This is a genomic window from Shewanella waksmanii ATCC BAA-643, from assembly GCF_000518805.1.
Taxonomy (GTDB): domain Bacteria; phylum Pseudomonadota; class Gammaproteobacteria; order Enterobacterales; family Shewanellaceae; genus Shewanella; species Shewanella waksmanii.
The window spans coordinates 200,267-216,676 of the sequence record NZ_KI912497.1; the positions used below are offsets into that span (position 1 = coordinate 200,267).

15 protein-coding genes and 1 pseudogene are annotated in these 16,410 nt (G+C 45.4%); 8 read left to right on the forward strand and 8 right to left on the reverse strand.

The features are described from left to right. Positions 1 to 17 precede the first annotated feature (17 nt). The 3 genes from L865_RS0121020 to L865_RS25760 all read left to right on the forward strand — a co-directional run bounded on the left by L865_RS0121020 (position 18) and on the right by L865_RS25760 (position 1,890). Positions 18 to 290, forward strand: a complete 273-nt coding sequence (locus L865_RS0121020; RefSeq protein WP_028775027.1) for an HU family DNA-binding protein — start codon at positions 18 to 20, stop codon at positions 288 to 290. Positions 291 to 656: 366 nt separating this feature from the next. After that, positions 657 to 1,349 carry a TorF family putative porin gene (locus tag L865_RS0121025; RefSeq protein ID WP_028775028.1) on the forward strand — a complete coding sequence of 231 codons (693 nt, stop codon included), beginning with the start codon at positions 657 to 659 and terminating at the stop codon, positions 1,347 to 1,349. Between the two features lie 367 nt (positions 1,350 to 1,716). Continuing rightward, positions 1,717 to 1,890 (forward strand): hypothetical protein, encoded by a 174-nt coding sequence (locus tag L865_RS25760; protein ID WP_169732713.1) that lies wholly within the window; start codon positions 1,717 to 1,719, stop codon positions 1,888 to 1,890. A 61-nt stretch (positions 1,891 to 1,951) separates the two neighbouring features. Here the strand turns inward: L865_RS25760 and L865_RS0121035 are convergent, their stop codons facing one another. The 5 genes from L865_RS0121035 to L865_RS0121055 all read right to left on the reverse strand — a co-directional run bounded on the left by L865_RS0121035 (position 1,952) and on the right by L865_RS0121055 (position 7,283). Beyond that, complete coding sequence (locus L865_RS0121035) at positions 1,952 to 3,331, reverse strand: alanine/glycine:cation symporter family protein (RefSeq protein ID WP_028775029.1); 1,380 nt, start codon at positions 3,329 to 3,331, stop codon at positions 1,952 to 1,954. Between the two features lie 210 nt (positions 3,332 to 3,541). Beyond that, positions 3,542 to 4,777 carry an organoarsenical effux MFS transporter ArsJ gene (gene arsJ, locus L865_RS0121040; RefSeq protein WP_028775030.1) on the reverse strand — a complete coding sequence of 412 codons (1,236 nt, stop codon included), beginning with the start codon at positions 4,775 to 4,777 and terminating at the stop codon, positions 3,542 to 3,544. 33 nt (positions 4,778 to 4,810) lie between these two features. Then, entirely contained in the window at positions 4,811 to 5,821 is a 1,011-nt protein-coding gene (locus L865_RS0121045; protein WP_028775031.1) for an ArsJ-associated glyceraldehyde-3-phosphate dehydrogenase, read from the reverse strand. A 55-nt stretch (positions 5,822 to 5,876) separates the two neighbouring features. Next, a complete protein-coding gene (gene arsB / locus L865_RS0121050; RefSeq protein ID WP_028775032.1) occupies positions 5,877 to 6,905 on the reverse strand; it encodes an ACR3 family arsenite efflux transporter in 1,029 nt (342 codons plus the stop codon). Positions 6,906 to 6,932: 27 nt separating this feature from the next. After that, positions 6,933 to 7,283 (reverse strand): metalloregulator ArsR/SmtB family transcription factor, encoded by a 351-nt coding sequence (locus L865_RS0121055; protein ID WP_028775033.1) that lies wholly within the window; start codon positions 7,281 to 7,283, stop codon positions 6,933 to 6,935. 244 nt (positions 7,284 to 7,527) lie between these two features. Between L865_RS0121055 and L865_RS24680 the strand changes: the two genes are divergently transcribed. Next, a complete protein-coding gene (locus tag L865_RS24680; RefSeq protein WP_051484725.1) occupies positions 7,528 to 8,349 on the forward strand; it encodes an esterase/lipase family protein in 822 nt (273 codons plus the stop codon). Next, complete coding sequence (locus tag L865_RS24685) at positions 8,342 to 8,770, forward strand: hypothetical protein (RefSeq protein WP_051484726.1); 429 nt, start codon at positions 8,342 to 8,344, stop codon at positions 8,768 to 8,770. Before L865_RS24680 ends, L865_RS24685 begins: the two co-directional genes overlap by 8 nt. An 84-nt stretch (positions 8,771 to 8,854) precedes the next feature. Here the strand turns inward: L865_RS24685 and pmbA are convergent, their stop codons facing one another. Next, positions 8,855 to 10,195: a metalloprotease PmbA gene (gene pmbA, locus L865_RS0121065; RefSeq protein ID WP_028775034.1), complete on the reverse strand. Its 1,341-nt coding sequence runs from the start codon at positions 10,193 to 10,195 to the stop codon at positions 8,855 to 8,857. A gap of 202 nt (positions 10,196 to 10,397) precedes the next feature. Between pmbA and yjgA the strand changes: the two genes are divergently transcribed. The 3 genes from yjgA (at position 10,398) to L865_RS0121080 (ending at position 14,090) form a co-directional block, all read left to right on the forward strand. Next, a complete protein-coding gene (gene yjgA / locus L865_RS0121070) occupies positions 10,398 to 10,937 on the forward strand; it encodes a ribosome biogenesis factor YjgA (RefSeq protein WP_028775035.1) in 540 nt (179 codons plus the stop codon). 63 nt (positions 10,938 to 11,000) lie between these two features. After that, the gene (locus L865_RS0121075; RefSeq protein WP_051484727.1) at positions 11,001 to 13,538 is read left to right on the forward strand and encodes an Ig-like domain-containing protein; all 2,538 of its coding nucleotides are present in this window, start codon (positions 11,001 to 11,003) and stop codon (positions 13,536 to 13,538) included. Positions 13,539 to 13,688: 150 nt separating this feature from the next. Then, on the forward strand, positions 13,689 to 14,090 hold the full coding sequence (locus tag L865_RS0121080) for a hypothetical protein (RefSeq protein ID WP_342666137.1): 402 nt from the start codon (positions 13,689 to 13,691) through the stop codon (positions 14,088 to 14,090). A gap of 31 nt (positions 14,091 to 14,121) precedes the next feature. On the opposite strand, the pseudogene L865_RS24310 reads toward L865_RS0121080, so the two are convergent. Together L865_RS24310 and L865_RS24315 are read right to left on the reverse strand one after the other, a co-directional pair. Next, positions 14,122 to 15,252, reverse strand: a pseudogene (locus tag L865_RS24310) (ABC transporter permease). Next, complete coding sequence (locus tag L865_RS24315) at positions 15,249 to 16,409, reverse strand: ABC transporter permease (protein WP_037471714.1); 1,161 nt, start codon at positions 16,407 to 16,409, stop codon at positions 15,249 to 15,251. Before L865_RS24315 ends, L865_RS24310 begins: the two are co-directional and overlap by 4 nt. Between the last annotated feature and the right edge of the window lies 1 nt (position 16,410).

The window sequence follows — 16,410 nt, forward strand, 5'->3', positions numbered from 1 at the left end:
AAGAAGAGAATATTCAAATGAATAAAACTGAACTTGTTGCAAAAATGGCTGAAAATGCTGAACTAACAAAAGCAGAAGCTGCACGTGCACTTAAGTCTTTCGAAGAGACTGTTGCACAGGCAATGAAAGACGGTGATAAGATTTCTATCGTTGGCTTTGGCTCTTTTGAAACAACTGAACGTGCAGCTCGTACTGGCCGTAATCCACAGACGGGTAAAGAGATTCAAATTCCAGCAGCAACTGTACCTAAGTTTAAAGCTGGTAAAGCACTAAAAGACAGCGTTAACTAAATCGTTACGCTTGTTATGATAAAAACCTCCTTACTGGAGGTTTTTTTGTGCCCCCATTTTATCGGCGCCGATATTGAATGAGCTCATAAGCAAACAACCACTATCGCCTTGAAATAGCCCACCAAATATCCCCTTAAAAAGATCGACTTGCTATACACGTCAATTTTGAACACTCCCTGCACCAAAATAGAGCGGCATTGCTCTTTTTTACACCAATTTGGACATGTATTTAGCCGGTGATTTATTAAGCTATTGATTAATAATGGCTTAATTTTTGGCACGTTCATCGCATTTATTTGTATCAGTACTTCCTAAAAAAATACTTATAGCGGAAGTGATAATTCAAATCACGATGAAGGAATGAATATGAAACAAGCAGTGTCAACATTGACCTTAGTGGCAAGCGCTATGCTAATGAGTTTGCCCGCCAGTGCAGCAGTCAGCGGAAATATTGGTGCAACCTCGAACTACCTATGGCGCGGTGTCAGCCAAACGGATGATTCAGTGGCTGTACAAGGTGGCATTGACTACGAGCACGACAGTGGATTTTACTTAGGCGGCTGGGCATCAAACGTTGATTTTGGCGACAGCACAACCTTCGAGCTGGATTTATACGGTGGTTATGCCGGTAGCATCGGCGAGGACTTCGGTTACGATGTGTATTACTTATACTATGCCTACCCCGATAGCGACGGCAGTATTGATTTAGGTGAAGTCACTTTAGCCCTCAGTTACAAATGGCTTAGTGTGAGCTACTCACATCTTGTCAATGCAGGTGATGATGTGGCCACTGAGCCCCTAAGCAACACAGACATGGGTTACCTCACTGTCGGTGTCTCTATTCCACTTTCTGATACATTATCGCTTAATGGCCACTATGGTTACTCTCAAGGTGATGTGGTATCTGCTTGGTATGACACTGAAAACTATTCTGATTACTCGGTTTCTATCGCTAAAGACACCGATTATGGCACCATCTCGTTTTTAGTCAGCGATACTGATCTCAAGGGTGACGATCCTAAACTTGTGCTTGGCTATAGCTATAGTTTTGATCTGTGATCTTGCTCTAATTGAGTTATTGCTCATGTAGCAATAACTCTGCTTCCCCTCTCCCTGTTTACCCCTTAAATTTCATAGATATAAGCCAGAACAATCTCCCTTTCAAACTGGACAAACCAGTGTTTTTTACAGATCTAAATAATGTTATCTCGATCGCATTTTTATTTTCAATGACTTGGTATCTTTCACATCAGCGCTTACTAATGTTAAAGCTAATCTACTGAAGTGTATTACTTTATTAGTATATCTCTAGCGCTTTTCGGAATTAACAATTGCAGTTTACGGCGAACGCATCGACGGAAACTCTACGTACTTAACGGCACAACGCATAGAGTGCCAACAAGTACTCACTTGCGAGGAGTTCATCATGACTCAGATTTTAGATGTAGTGCCAAATGATGTTGAAATTGAAGCGATGACCGCACCTAAAAATGCCCAAGCTTTGGACGATCTTAAACATCGACGTGAAGTAAAAAAACGCCTTGAGGAGCTGCTAGAAGAAGCAGAACTTAAACGAGCCATGGGTGGTGACTTTTACTAGCCCAAAGAAAAAGCGCCCAAGGGCGCTTTTTTTATCTCTGATTAAGCCTATCGCAATCAGATTATGATTTGGCTTTTAGCTCCGCGTCTTCTTGTCTTTTCTTCAAGAAGTATTCGCGAGTTAAACCAAACACCACAGGGCTAAGCAACGCAAGAGCTATCAGGTTAGGAATAGCCATCATTGCATTAAGTGTATCGGCAAGTAGCCAGATAAAGTCCAGTGAACTCACAGCGCCCAGTGGCACCACTAAAATCCAAATCACTCTGAATGGCTTAACCGCTTTAACCCCCAGTAAATACTGGACACATTTCTCACTATAAACACTCCAGCCCAAAATAGTGGTGAAGGCAAAGACGGCCAAAGCGATCGCGACAACATAGTTACCAATTGGCAACGCATGTGAGAAAGCAAAAGAAGTTAATGCAGCACCATTCTCACCTGATGTCCAAGCGCCTGAAACAATAATCGCTAGACCAGTAATGGTACAAACAATCAAAGTATCAATGAAAGTACCTAGCATCGCCACTAAACCTTGTGCCACTGGGTTGTTGGTTTGTGCCGATGCGTGGGCAATCGGTGCGCTACCTAGACCCGCTTCGTTGGAGAAAATCCCGCGGGCAACACCAAAGCGAATGGCCGCCCAAACTGCAGCACCAGCAAAGCCACCTTGGGCAGCAACCGGATTGAACGCACTGTGCACAATCAGTGCAATTGCATCAGGGATTTCTGCCGCGTGAACCACCAACACCGCCAAGCCCGCAGCAATATAGAACACTGTCATTAATGGCACAAGCTTACCAGCGACATCAGCAATACGTTTAATACCGCCCATGAGCACTGCACCAACAAGCACCATGAGAACTAAACCGGTGACCCAATCGGGCACACCAAAGTTACTTTGTAGTGCATCAGCCACAGAGTTAGACTGCACGGTATTACCAATACCAAAACCTGCGAACGAACCAAATAAAGCAAACGCAGTGCCTAGCCATGCCCACTTGCTGCCTAAACCATTTTTGATGTAATACATCGGGCCACCGATGTGATTACCGTTATCATCGACTTCACGGTACTTAACCGCCAATACGGCTTCGGCAAACTTGGTTGCCATACCGACCAAGGCGGTACACCACATCCAAAATAATGCGCCTGGGCCACCAATAAAGATTGCCGTGGCTACACCGGCAATATTACCAGTACCAATGGTGGCAGATAATGACGTCATTAAGGCGTTAAAGGGGCTAATCTCACCTTTGATTTGTTTATCTTTGTCTGGAATACGTCCAGACCAAAGTAGCTTAAAACCTGTTCCCAGTTTTAGGATCGGCATCAATCGGAGTCCGATTGATAAAAATAGACCGACACCTAAGATCATAACTAACATGGGTGTGCCCCAGACAAACCCGTTGATCATACTGATAATTTCAGTAATACCTTCCATTCAAACCTCGTTTTTCTTATCGCTATATGTTTGTGATCTACGCCACTATTCATTGATTGCTAAGCCAGAGTACAACGAATAGCGCGGGATTGGAAAGGGGCAAACAAGGCTGTCAGGCCTCATTTTGCTCATCATGACTCATTAAGTGCTGTTAGCATTGCCCTATTGCAATGCCTTGATAAGGGGAGAAAAGCTAAGCTGCCAGCTAAACTAACTGGCCTGCTGCGGCTGCTTAGGTAGGTAAACACTGATAGCCACTGTGACTAATAAAAACCCAGCGGCAATCCATAGACAAGCCACTAACCCGGCGACTTGATATACCCAACCAGACAAAATGGTACCTATGAGTCGTCCCATCGCATTGGCCATATAATAAAAGCCAACGTCTAATGAGACACCGTCATCACTGGCATAACTGACAATCAGATAGCTATGCAATGAGGAATTAATCGCAAATACGACCCCAAAGAGGATCAATCCAGCAATAAGCCACCATTGTGGATTTGGAAGTACTGTCATCGCGATTGCAATGACAATTGGGATGATGGCCAACATGCTCACCCAAAACAGGGCTGCGCGGCCACCAGGAGCTTGACCCGCCCCAGCAAATTGGCTACCCGTGATTTTAGGCGCGAAGCTTTGTACTACACCATAGGCAATCACCCAAGATGCGAGAAAACCACCAACCCAATAATGATCCCAGTCAAACTGGCTAGCTAAATAAACCGGCAGCGCGACAACAAACCAAACATCCCGTGCAGCAAACAAACACATTCTTGCTGCCGATAGAATATTGATGTTACGGCTCTTTGAAAAAATCTGATTAAACTTAGGCTTAGTCGATGCCTTACCTAAGTCTTGCTTGAGTTTCACTAAGCTCAAGCCCCACACTAGGCTTAGACCCACTGCCATCAGTAATATCGCACCATGGAAACCAAACAGTGCCAATAGCGCGCCGCCTAAAAAGAAGCCGACCCCTTTTAGGGTATTTTTCGACCCAGTTAATAGCGCGATATACTTGTACAGCGTGCCTTCAGCACCTTTGGCGACCAGTGCCTTAATACTGCTTTTGGCACTCATCTTATTTAGATCTTTGGCGATACCAGACAGCGCTTGTGCAGCCATAACCCAAGCGATAGTGAGTAACTCATTGGGCACTAATAACATGGCTAAGGCACCGATTTGCAAGCCTAAACCAATATTCATGGTGCGATTAAGCCCAAACCGCGCCCCTAAGTAGCCACCAAATAGGTTGGTAACAACACCAAAAAACTCATAGAAAAGGAACAACATGGCGATCGCCAACGGGCTGTAACCTAACTGATGAAAGTGCAATACCACTAACATCCTTAGCGCACCATCGGTGAGTGTAAATGCCCAATAGTTTGCAGTGACCAACATATACTGACGTATTTGCTCTGGTAGCGCCCGTAGACTGGCTAACATGTTGAACCCTTATCTCTTATGATTGAAAGCCTATTACGCTTTGTCTTGCTGACCCACTAAACGCGCCAGTTCCACGGTGCGGTTAGCGTAGCCCCACTCATTGTCATACCAAACATAAAGTTTAAGTTGTGAGCCATTGACTACCATAGTTGATAGGGCATCAACAATGGCTGAGCGAGGATCGGTTTTGTAGTCAACCGAAACCAGCGGACGCTCTTCATAACCTAGAATCCCCGCTAAATCAGTTGCTGAGGCTTGCTTAAGCATGGCGTTCACTTCAGCTTCAGTGACATCGCGTTGTAGTTCAAACACACAGTCAGTAATGGATGCATTGGCGAGTGGCACTCGTACTGCATGACCATTCAACTTGCCCTTTAACTCTGGAAAGATGTGGGTGATCGCAGTGGCTGAACCGGTTGTGGTGGGGATCAGTGACTGGCCACATGCCCGAGCGCGACGCAAGTCTTTGTGAGGTGCATCTAAAATAGTTTGGGTGTTGGTGATGTCATGAATCGTGGTCATTGAGCCGTGCTTAATACCAATTTGCTCATGAATGACTTTAACAACTGGCGCTAAACAGTTTGTCGTACATGACGCTGCAGTCACAATCGGATGTATCGCTTTATCATACAGGTCCTGGTTGACTCCCATAACAACGTTCAGTACCCCTTCCTCTTTCACTGGAGCGGTAACAACTACACGTTTTACACCTTGATCAAGATAGGCTTGTAGCTTGGCCTTGGTTTTCATCTTGCCCGATGCTTCAATAACCACATCACACGCTGACCAATCCGTATCTTCAATTCGGCTATTAGCGGTAGTTTTAATGTGGTGCTCGCCAATGATTATTCCTTGGTCATCTGCAGTAGCCTCATGCTGCCACGTGCCATGGACTGAATCGAAGCACAATAAATGCGCCAAGGTAGCCGCATCGCCGGCCGGGTCATTAATCTGTACAAATTCTACATCTGGCCATTGCCATGCTGCTCGTAGTGCTAAACGTCCCATTCGGCCAAAACCATTGATACCGATTTTAATAGTCATGCTTTCACCTTCATTAAGATTTGTTAAAACGTGTTTGTATCGTAAAGCCAATTTATTACTGAATTTGTTGCTGGTACTTTTCACGGCGACGATTAACAAACGCCACCAATGACAACATCACAGGTACTTCAACCAATACCCCGACAACCGTTGCTAAGGCTGCCCCAGAATGCAAACCAAACAATGATATCGCTACCGCCACGGCCAACTCAAAAAAGTTCGACGTAGAAATCATACAAGCCGGCGCGGCAATATCATGACTTAAGCGTAATTTTCTCGCAGCATAGTAGGCAATGAAGAAAATGCCATAGGTTTGAATTAACAAGGGTATGGCAATCAGTAAGATATTTTGCGGCTGAGCCAATATGGTTTGCGCTTGAAAGCCAAACAACAACAATACGGTAGCAATCAAACCAACCATAGACCAAGGTTTAAGCTTGGCGATAAACTGGGTAATGCGTTGCTCATCATGTTGTTTATTAAGCTGCTTGCGGGTCAACACCCCTGCGACTAAAGGTAAAACCACGTAGAGTAAAACAGAGAAAAGTAAGGTTTCCCATGGCACCTGAATATCGCTTACTCCTAACAGCAAGGCACAAATCGGGGCAAAGGCCACAATCATAATCAGATCATTCACCGACACTTGTACCAAGGTGTAGTTGGCATTGCCTTTAGTCAGTTGGCTCCAAACAAATACCATTGCTGTACAAGGCGCAACCCCGAGTAAGATCATGCCTGCGATATATTCGGTGGCAGTTTGTGGGTCAACCCAATCTGCAAATAAACCGCGGAAAAATAACCAACCTAGCAGCGCCATGGTAAATGGTTTAATCAACCAGTTAATCACCACGGTCAATATTAGCCCTTTGGGACTTTTGCCCACATCTTTAACGGCAGAAAAATCTATCTGTACCATCATCGGGTAAATCATTACCCAAATAAGGACCGCAATGACAAAGTTCACTTGCGCATACTGCAACTGCGCAATGTAAGCAAAAGGCTCAGGCGCAAAATTACCGAGTATGACGCCAGCAACAATCGCTAGGCCGACCCATAGCGTTAAATAACGTTCAAATAATCCCATCTCTTATTCCCCAATAAGCTATTTAAATCATTCGCTACAACAAGCTTGTGCTCGTTGTGGCCTTTCTCCCATGGCTTGCAATCTTGCCAAAGGAGCTTTAATAAGTGATTGATTTGCTGAAAATGTTTGTTCTAACAACTGTTTTACCCAAGTCGGAATATCGGGGTTCAGGTGATAAAAAACCCACTGGCCTTGGCGTCGGTCAACCAAAATCTGTGCCTTTTTCAACTGAGCTAAATGACGTGAGATTTTCGGTTGCACTTGCTCGAGCGCTGTCATTAACTCACAAACGCAAAGCTCATTTTCCGCTCTAATTAGCAATAGGCTTTTAAGCCGAGTCTCATCAGCAAGGGCTTTAAAGAATGTTGTTGGCATCATTTCTCACTTAGTCGCATCATATGCAAGCTTCAACATAACATACGAAAAATCATATATACGTTATTACGTATATGCAAGTTATTTTAAGCAAGAGATAAAAAATTTACGATATTGACCGGTAGATACCGAGACAATCCATTTGATTTTAAATCAGCAATCTACTATTTACACTATACTTAGCAAGTACTTAGCGGCATAGTTACTCAGGGACCTTTATCAATCATTGCATCAAGGAAAAGCAGGAATGCCACTCACACACAAATTATTATTTGCTTTAGTCCTGCTAATTCTGAGTGGCTGCGGCCAGTTTAAAGCCCTTAAACAGGAGTTAGTCACCTTAGATAATCAATACACTCAGTACCATATTAAGGTTAACGGCCGCCAAAGTAGCGATTCAGTGGTGTTAGTACTACTGAGCCAAGCCCACGCTGAGCAAATTGATGGCTTTGACGTGATGATAGGCGACAACGATATTGATATTCAGGCTTATAGTCATAGCCAGTTTTTGTTTGTATTTATCGATGAAAACCACGACCTGCGCTTTCAACCCAACGAGCGTTACGAATGGCTAGCCCTTGATAGCCAATCCGCCGACACTCCTCTTACACTCGACTTAAACAGCAGCGCAAAAGATTACCCAAAGCAATTGGTCGATAAACCGCTACAAAACATCACTAATATGCAAATCACTCAAGCCCGTTTTGACGAAGTTATCCCCCTAAATGACCCAATTTTTTCTCGAGAATATGCACAAATGGGCTTGTGGAAACCGATTAGTCATATCCAGAATGGCTATACCGGACTGTTTTTTCTTGAGCCATACCATACGAGTAAAATCCCAGTCATTTTGGTCCATGGTATGGCAGGTAGTGCCGCAGATTTCGCTCCGCTTGTGGCTAATATAGATCAAGAGAAATATCAAATTTGGGTGTTCAATTATCCCAGTGGTTTACCCTTGCTAATGATTGCCAAAGGGCTCGACAACTTAATCAATATTACCCGAGCTAAGTATCAATTTAGCCAGGCACATATTGTCGGTCATAGTATGGGGGGGCTTAGTGAGTAAGCGGTACCTTAACCATTGTTACCCCACTGCAAGTTGCCCTGAAATCCTCAGTTTTAGCTCAATATCTTCGCCTTTCCTTGGGGTTAAATCAGCGCAATACGGTGTGGACTATGCGCCAGTTGCTATTCCTGCTTGGCATGATTTACTGCCAGAGAGTCAGCTTATCTCTGAGCTGTTTACGCCAAATAAAGCTGCACCACACATGCTAAGCTTTGGCTACAAAATCTCAGGGGTGATTAATCAGCAAAGCGGAGATGGCGTGATCAACCTCAGTAGTCAACTTGCCCCCCAAGCACAGCGGCAAGCGATAAAGGTTCGAGGTTATAATGATGACCATGTCAGCATTTTAGCCAATGAAGAGCTCGCACAAGATATCATGCAATTTTGGCAACAGATCGAGAGCACTAACACTGAGCAATAATCTTCGTGGCAATAGTACGACTATGGTTCAGGTAATAAAAAAGCGAGCAGAGGCTCGCTTTTTTATATTGCAGGTATTTGTTGTCTAGCTGCCAGCTATTTTCATGCTTTCTAGCAAAATACCGCCTGTACGAATAGATGAGCGTAAGTCTCTATCATGGCTTACGGCGACGATATTGCGATACATATCTTTTAGATTGCCAGCAATGGTAATTTCTTCCACAGGATATTGGATCACCCCATTCTCAACATAAAAACCGGCAGCGCCGCGAGAATAGTCGCCGGTAACGGCGTTGACACCTTGGCCCATGACTTCAGTCACAATAAGCCCTGTGCCCATCTGCTTAATCAGCTCTGCAAAACTCTGATCGGTGTGGCTTAACGTCCAGTTATAAATACCACCAGCATGGCCAGTATTAGTCATGTTCAACTTACGCGCTGAATAGCTGGTTAATAGATAACTACTCAATATGCCATTGTCGATAATATTACGCTCTTGGGTAGCAACGCCTTCACTATCGTAATAACTACTGGCTAAACCACCCAATAAATGAGGCTGCTCATTAATGGTAAACCACTCTGGGAAAATCTGTGTATTGAGCGAGTCTTGTAAAAAGCTCGACTTACGATATAGGCTGCTACCACTAATCGCGCCAACGAGATGCCCCATTAAGCCTGTGGCAATATCTGGTGCCAATAACACAGGCAACTGTGTCGTCGGAATTTTACGGCCTCCAAGGCGAGACAAGGTTTTTGCAGCAGCTTTTTCTCCCACTTGTTGCGGGGTCCACAAATCGGCAAATTTACGCGCGACACTGTAGTCGTAGTCACGTTGCATCTGCTCATCTTGTTCACCAATCACCACACAGCTTAGGCTATAACGAGAACTTGCATAACCGTTAAGGAAACCATGGCTATTGCCGTAGACCTTCATCCCCACATGGGCATTGGCACTGGCACCATCTGAGTTGGTGATTCTACTATCACTATCAAGTGCTGCAGCCTCGGCTTGCACAGCTAGCGCTTCGAGATCTGCTGGAGAAAGTGACTCAGGATGATAAAGATCTAAGTCTTTAATCTCTGTCGCCATAAGATCAGTGTCAGCTAAGCCATTAAAACTATCTTCAGAAGTAAATTTAGCAATGTCATCAGCTGCTTTTACGGCGCGCGCAATGGCATCGGGGCTTAAGTCAGAGGTGGACGAGCTACCCTTACAATTACCACGGAACAGAGTAATGCCTAATGCACCGTCTTTATTAAACTCTACCGTTTCTACCTCTTTTAATCGGGTAGAAACCGACAAGCCTTGTTGCTTACTAATAGCAACCTCGGCACCGGTTGTCCCTAACTTTGCGGCGTACTCTAACGCAATGGCAACCGCATCTTTTAACGAATCTAATTCCAACTGAATGCTATCTGAAGACACAAATTTACTCTGTAGGTAACTGACAATGGCGTTAGCATAACAAACCCGCTAAACGATCACATTAAATAACTGGCTCGCTCATTGCAATTCTCCGCTTAAACCTAGGTGGACTCACTGCGATTGAAAATTTTCCTATCAGTCAGTTAGGCGAAATTCTGACTAAATGGTATTATTACTACAGTTATTGTTAGAGATTTTAAATATGAATATTGTTGGCGACTCCGAACACTTTAAACAACCTTTCGACCATGACGAAGATTACGTCAGCCGCGCAGATGCAAAACGAGAAATTGCGATTTACCAAGACTTAGGTAAACAGCTGGTTGTATTAAGTAAGAGTCAAATCAAAAAGCTTAACCTTGATGAGTTAATTTATGACAACCTCATGAAGGCTAAAACCATCAAGATCAACACCGAAGCCCACCGACGCCATCTTCAATATATTGGCAAACTGATGCGCGGCGTTGACATAGAGCAACTGCAAGCAGATTTAAAGAATGTGCTTAATCAAAACCGTAATGAGAGCTCAAAGCAAAATGTTGCAGAGAAACTTAAAGATCAATTACTTGAACAAGGCGATGGCGCCATTCAAGAACTGATCGAAGCCCATCCACAACTTGAACGTCAAAAACTGCGTCAACTTGTCAGGCAAAGTAAAAAAGAGCTTGAGAAAAAGCCTGAAGCAGTGTCAAAATCAGCAACAGAGTTAGTAAAATACTTACTGGCCGAAACAACAAAATAATCTTTGGCTCGCACACTATTAGCGAGCCACCTTTCCTTTTTTAGTGTCACAAGGATGTTGCTTATGCGACTGATAACTAAAACGCTTTTCTTGCACCTATCTCTACTTACCTTATTAATTCTCGGTGGTTGTAATGGCTCAGCCGACGGCACCGATCCTGGTGGCGGAGAAGGGGAAGAAAACTATACCCTGTCGCTTAGCTATAAGACTGTGGTCGAGGGGCAATGCGACGAGCCAACCGACAATATCAGTTTTGCACAAGGCGCTAGCATCTGTGTTGCAGCGACGCTGAAAAATAACAATAGCAACCAAAGTGGCGCACTCATTAGTTTTAGCACCACTTTAGGTGAGCTGTCCCCTACCACCAAACTCACTGACAGTAGTGGTGTTGCTGAGGTCATTTTAGGTGATAGCACAGCTTCTATTGGCGCTGGAACGGTAACGGCGAGTTTCACCCCAAGCAATACAGATATCACCACACTGACCGCCACTAAAAATTTCGAGTTTATTAATAGCGGTACAGCCCCAGAACAACAACCGAAATTCAGCGCAGGCGTGGTCAATAATGGCGTTGCTGTCACTCAGTTTAAAATTGGCGAGACTGTACAACTGCAAGCATTGTTTGTTGACGCCGAAAGCATCGGTATTGCTAATCAGCAAGTCACTTTTAGTGCGGGCAATGCCACTTTGTCGCCCAGCAGCACCTTAACTAACGCCCAAGGATTAGCCCAAGTTAGTTATACCCCACAAGACAGTGAACTTGGTGCAGCCAGCCTAAATGCAACACTAGACTATGACGGCACTAACTATCAATCAAACAGCCTATATGAAGTATTGCCTAGTGATGCTATCGGCGATGATGGCGAGATAAAAATTGGCCACTTTGATAGTAACAACCAGTTTATCGACGGCGAACTAGGGACCACATTAACTGACACTAATGGTCAATATGTAATCAGTGCAGGTGGCAGTTTTGGCGTGTTTGCCGACATTATCAGTCAAGCACAAGATGGCTCAATTACTCGCCTACAAACACCCACCTCGGTGAGCTTTACCTCGGACTGTGTTGCCAGTAACAATGCCAGTATTGATACCCCGGTAACGTCATTATCTGGTACTGCTAACTCAACATTCCAAGATACCAGTTGCAGTGGTAACAGCGAACGTGATGATATTATTGTTGCCACTACTCAGGTAGGCAACCAAACCTTGTCGGCAAGTTTAGCGTTTACGTTATCTCGTCAAACTTTGGCTAGCTTGAGCTTTATCTCGGCTGAGCCTACCAATATCCGCATTAAAGGTGCTGGAGGGACGGGTAGCAGTGAATCATCATTAGTCACCTTTATGGTCACCAGCGCCAATGGCCAACCTGCAGCTCAGCAACAAGTTAATTTTGAACTCGATACCGTGGTCGGTGGATTGTCTTTCTCAAATGGCGAACCTAGCGCATCAGGGTTAACAAATTCAGCCGGTCTTGCCAGTATTCGCGTATTAGCCGGCACCGTGCCGACACCAGTTCGCGTTGTTGCTTCTGCCACCGATGCAGATACTGGTGATACCATCACCAGTCAGTCTGAGCAATTGACGGTCAACACAGGCTTACCACAACAGTTAGGCTTTAGCCTCAGTAGCAGTATTCTAAACCCCGAAGCCGATAGCTATAACGGTGAAACCGCCACGCTGACGGCCTATGCTTCTGACAGCTTTGGTAACCCAGCACCCGATGACACTACAATCAACTTTACCGCTGAAGGCGGCCAAATCGTATCAAGTTGTTTAACCGTCAATGGCCGCTGTAGCGTGGAATGGACCTCTGCAGACCCTCGAGTGCCAGACCATCGTATCACCGTATTAGCTTATGCACTGGGTCATGAAACCTTTTTCGACACCAATGGCAATAACATCTTTGATGATGCCGATGGTGCAGCGGTAGATGCCTGCCTTGATAACAATGGCAGTGCCATTGCCTGTAGTGGTAATGGTATGGACATAGAAACCTATCGCGAAGGCGGCTTTAGTGATTTACCTGATGCGTTTAGAGATGATGATGAAACTGGCCTCTATACTGATGGCGAAAAGTTCTTTAATACCGCAGGCAACACTGAATATCAAACTCAAGATGGTTTATTCAATGGCCCCCAGTGTGAAGGAAGCTTATGTGGAACAGGACAAGCTAATAAAACCTACATTCGCAAAGCCTTAGTCATGACGATGTCTGGCTCTCACGCAAACTTTATTGTGTGGCAGGATAGCACTAAGATTATCGATACCACCGACGGCACCAATAATCCCGCTACCGCGATAGCCCCAGGCACCAGCTCAAACTTTACGGTACAGTTCTTTGATAGTGCGGGGCAAATAATGCCTGCCGACTCAAGCTTATCGGTTACAGCCAGCACGGGGACGCTCATCTTTACGCCGTTTACCGTACCCAATGCGACGCGAGCTGGGGGTAACACAACCGGCTTTACTGTGGTCAACGATATCGATCCTGGTAGCAGTGGCGAGCCGAGTAAAACCAGTACAGTTGGGATAGAAGTCGTGACACCAAAAGGCAATCAATCTCAAACTGGCTTTAATGTCACCTTGACGGGTACTTAACCGCTAACGGATTTCGCAATAATCTAATACCAATCAAAGTCATACTTTGGTTGGTATTTTTTTAACTAAAACCTAGCCTTTACTCTGATTCAAATAATTTGCTATATCGTTATAATCTCGCGGTCTAAACGCAAAAATAAAGGAACTATCATGCGCTTACCGTTACTTACTACCGCTATTGCTATCACTACACTACTGACAGCTTGTGCCGCGACACCACCGCGCGTCGCCCAAGAAAAAACCGTTGAAATCGAAGGCCAAACCATCAAATTTGGTGGTCAATATGATGAAGAAAAAAATCAACTTAAACTAACGGTCAATGGCGAGCCCCTAATGCAAGGCCGCTTTCCTCCTTACACCCCCACACAGAACTTCAATGCCAAATATGGTGACATTCGCATCAAAAGTGCCTGTTACTTTGGTTCAGTGTTAGGAAATCAAGGCGGAGCGTTTGGTGCCATTGCCGGTGCGATTCAAGCGAGTAAATCATCCAGTGCCGATAAATGTGAAATTATCGTTGCTGGCGACACAGTAGAGACACTGTACTTCTAACAAGGCAGCGACACGAGTGCCTAAGTAGATGTCACTGCTTATTACGAGCAGTGACCCCCCACCAACTCAGCGCTAGAAACAACCCAAATAGCCCCCATAGGTGCCACCACATTGGCATAATGCTAGACCAATCTGCGCCCATTTGATTCAGTGTTAGCATGCCTTGAATCGCTGGAATGGCTGGCAATAAATCAGCGATAACCAACAAAGCTGTGGGGATCAGTTCTACTGGCCAAACAAAGCCAGACACGAATAAGATCGGCATTGAGATAAGCAGTAGCACCTGAGTCGGTAAATCTCTCCGGCTAAATAGACAACTAAACGCTATTCCTGCCGCTGCTGTAGCCAATATGAATGGCAGTAAAAATAAACAGACAGCTTGCCAACTCGCTTGTACGCTCACATCGTAGATGTAGTAACAATAGCCGACATAAAATGCACTGAACATAAAATAAATAGCGCTGAATACTGTCAGCCTGGCACTAATTAACATCCACGGCGATAAGCCTTGCCAGTAGCCTTTGCGCCCCCACTGTCCGGCCCCCAGTATGCTCGCACCAATCAATAGCGTTTGATGTAGCACGAGCAGCAACACGCCTGGCACCACATAAGGCGTATAACCCAAACTAGGGTTAAAAGCCGGCACACTGTTAAGCACAATCGGATTGAGTTGTTCGTTGACGACCGCAGCGCTTGTGCCACTAGCCAGCAAACCTTTAAATTACACCCATTTAGCCATATCAATGCCGACACTGACTAAGCCTTCGGCAACAGCCGAGTAAATAAGAAAATAGTTAGCATCGCCACCGTAAACTAAGGTCACGCCCTTACCTTGCAGCAGATCTGCACGAAAACGGGGCGGGATAACCAGTAATCCATGGGCTCTACCAGTTTCAATCCAACGTTGTGCAGACTCAATACTGGTCACTTCGCCAACGACAGATAACTTCGGGCTGGTGTCGGCATAGCGCACCATCTTACGACTTAAGCTCGACTTGTCTAAATCCACCACCACCAACCGCTGCTCTGTGGGCACTTGGTTGAGATAAGGCAGCGGATACAATACCGAATAGAATAACACCCCGCCAAATAGGGTAATTGCAATCGCTTTGTCGGTGACAATAGCGCGAAAGTCAGCCAACATACATTGCCAGAACGTCATCGAATGCCTCCCGCTGCTGCCGGCCCAGACACACTCGACTTACGCAACCTTAGTATTAACCCTGCAGCCATAGGCAATAACAGTAAGAACCCCCAATAACCCGCTATTTGCTGCGCCAGTACAGCCCATGGCTGGCCATAACTCACGACGCCAACATGGGTATCAATATAATGGCTAGAAGGCATCAGCACGCGCCAATATTGCGCCAATGCCGGCATATCTTCAGTCGGAAAAGTGATACCCATAAACGGGAAGCCCGGAGCAAACAGTGCAGTACAAAAACTGATCACGCGAGCACTGTCTTGCAACAGCAAAAATATCACCAGCACTAACAATCCAACTGCCGTCAACATAGCCACCTGCGCTGCCATTAGCTGCCACAGTGACCCAGCTAAGGGCAGTTGCAAATATTGATATAAAAATGCCAATACCAAATAGCCCTGCAGTAACAGTAAGCTCATATTGACCAATAACTTACAGCTCAATATCTTAATCACACCCAAACGCGGCCACTCAGCCATGGTTGACCAACGTAACTCTCTATTTAAGCTGTTGGCAAACACTAGCATCGCCAACAACTGCCCTAATGCCACCAAGATAGGCGGCAATAGAAACACCACATAGTTGCTGTTGCTATTGTAAAGCGCGGTGGTTTGACTACTCAGCAGATTGATATTCACCTGCGCTTGCGGTTTAGGTACGCCCGCCGCCAGCTGTTTGAGCAAGGCTTTATGCTTTAAGCCATCGGCAAGACTCAGTTGAATTTGGCTTGATAACAACTTACCCACCAGCAAATACTGACTGTTGTAGCGAATATCGATGGTGGGTTGATCAGCTCGGAGTAGATCGCGGTTAAGGTTGTGGGGAAAAACCACCATGGCATAGGCTTGGCCCTGCTGCATGGCAGACTTGGCGGCCAGCACATCTTGATAATGCCTAGGACTGATGACAGAGCTAGCCTGTAGCTGGCGTACCAGCATACGACTGGTCTGACTTTGATCATGGTCCACTACGGCAACGGGCAACATCCGCGGGATGCCCGCACTGAACATCCACCATAAACATAATATGCCAATCAGCGGAATATAACTGAGCAAAGCCAGTTGCCATGGATCATGCCAAATACCATGGAGTTCTCGCCTGATGAGTGCCCTCATG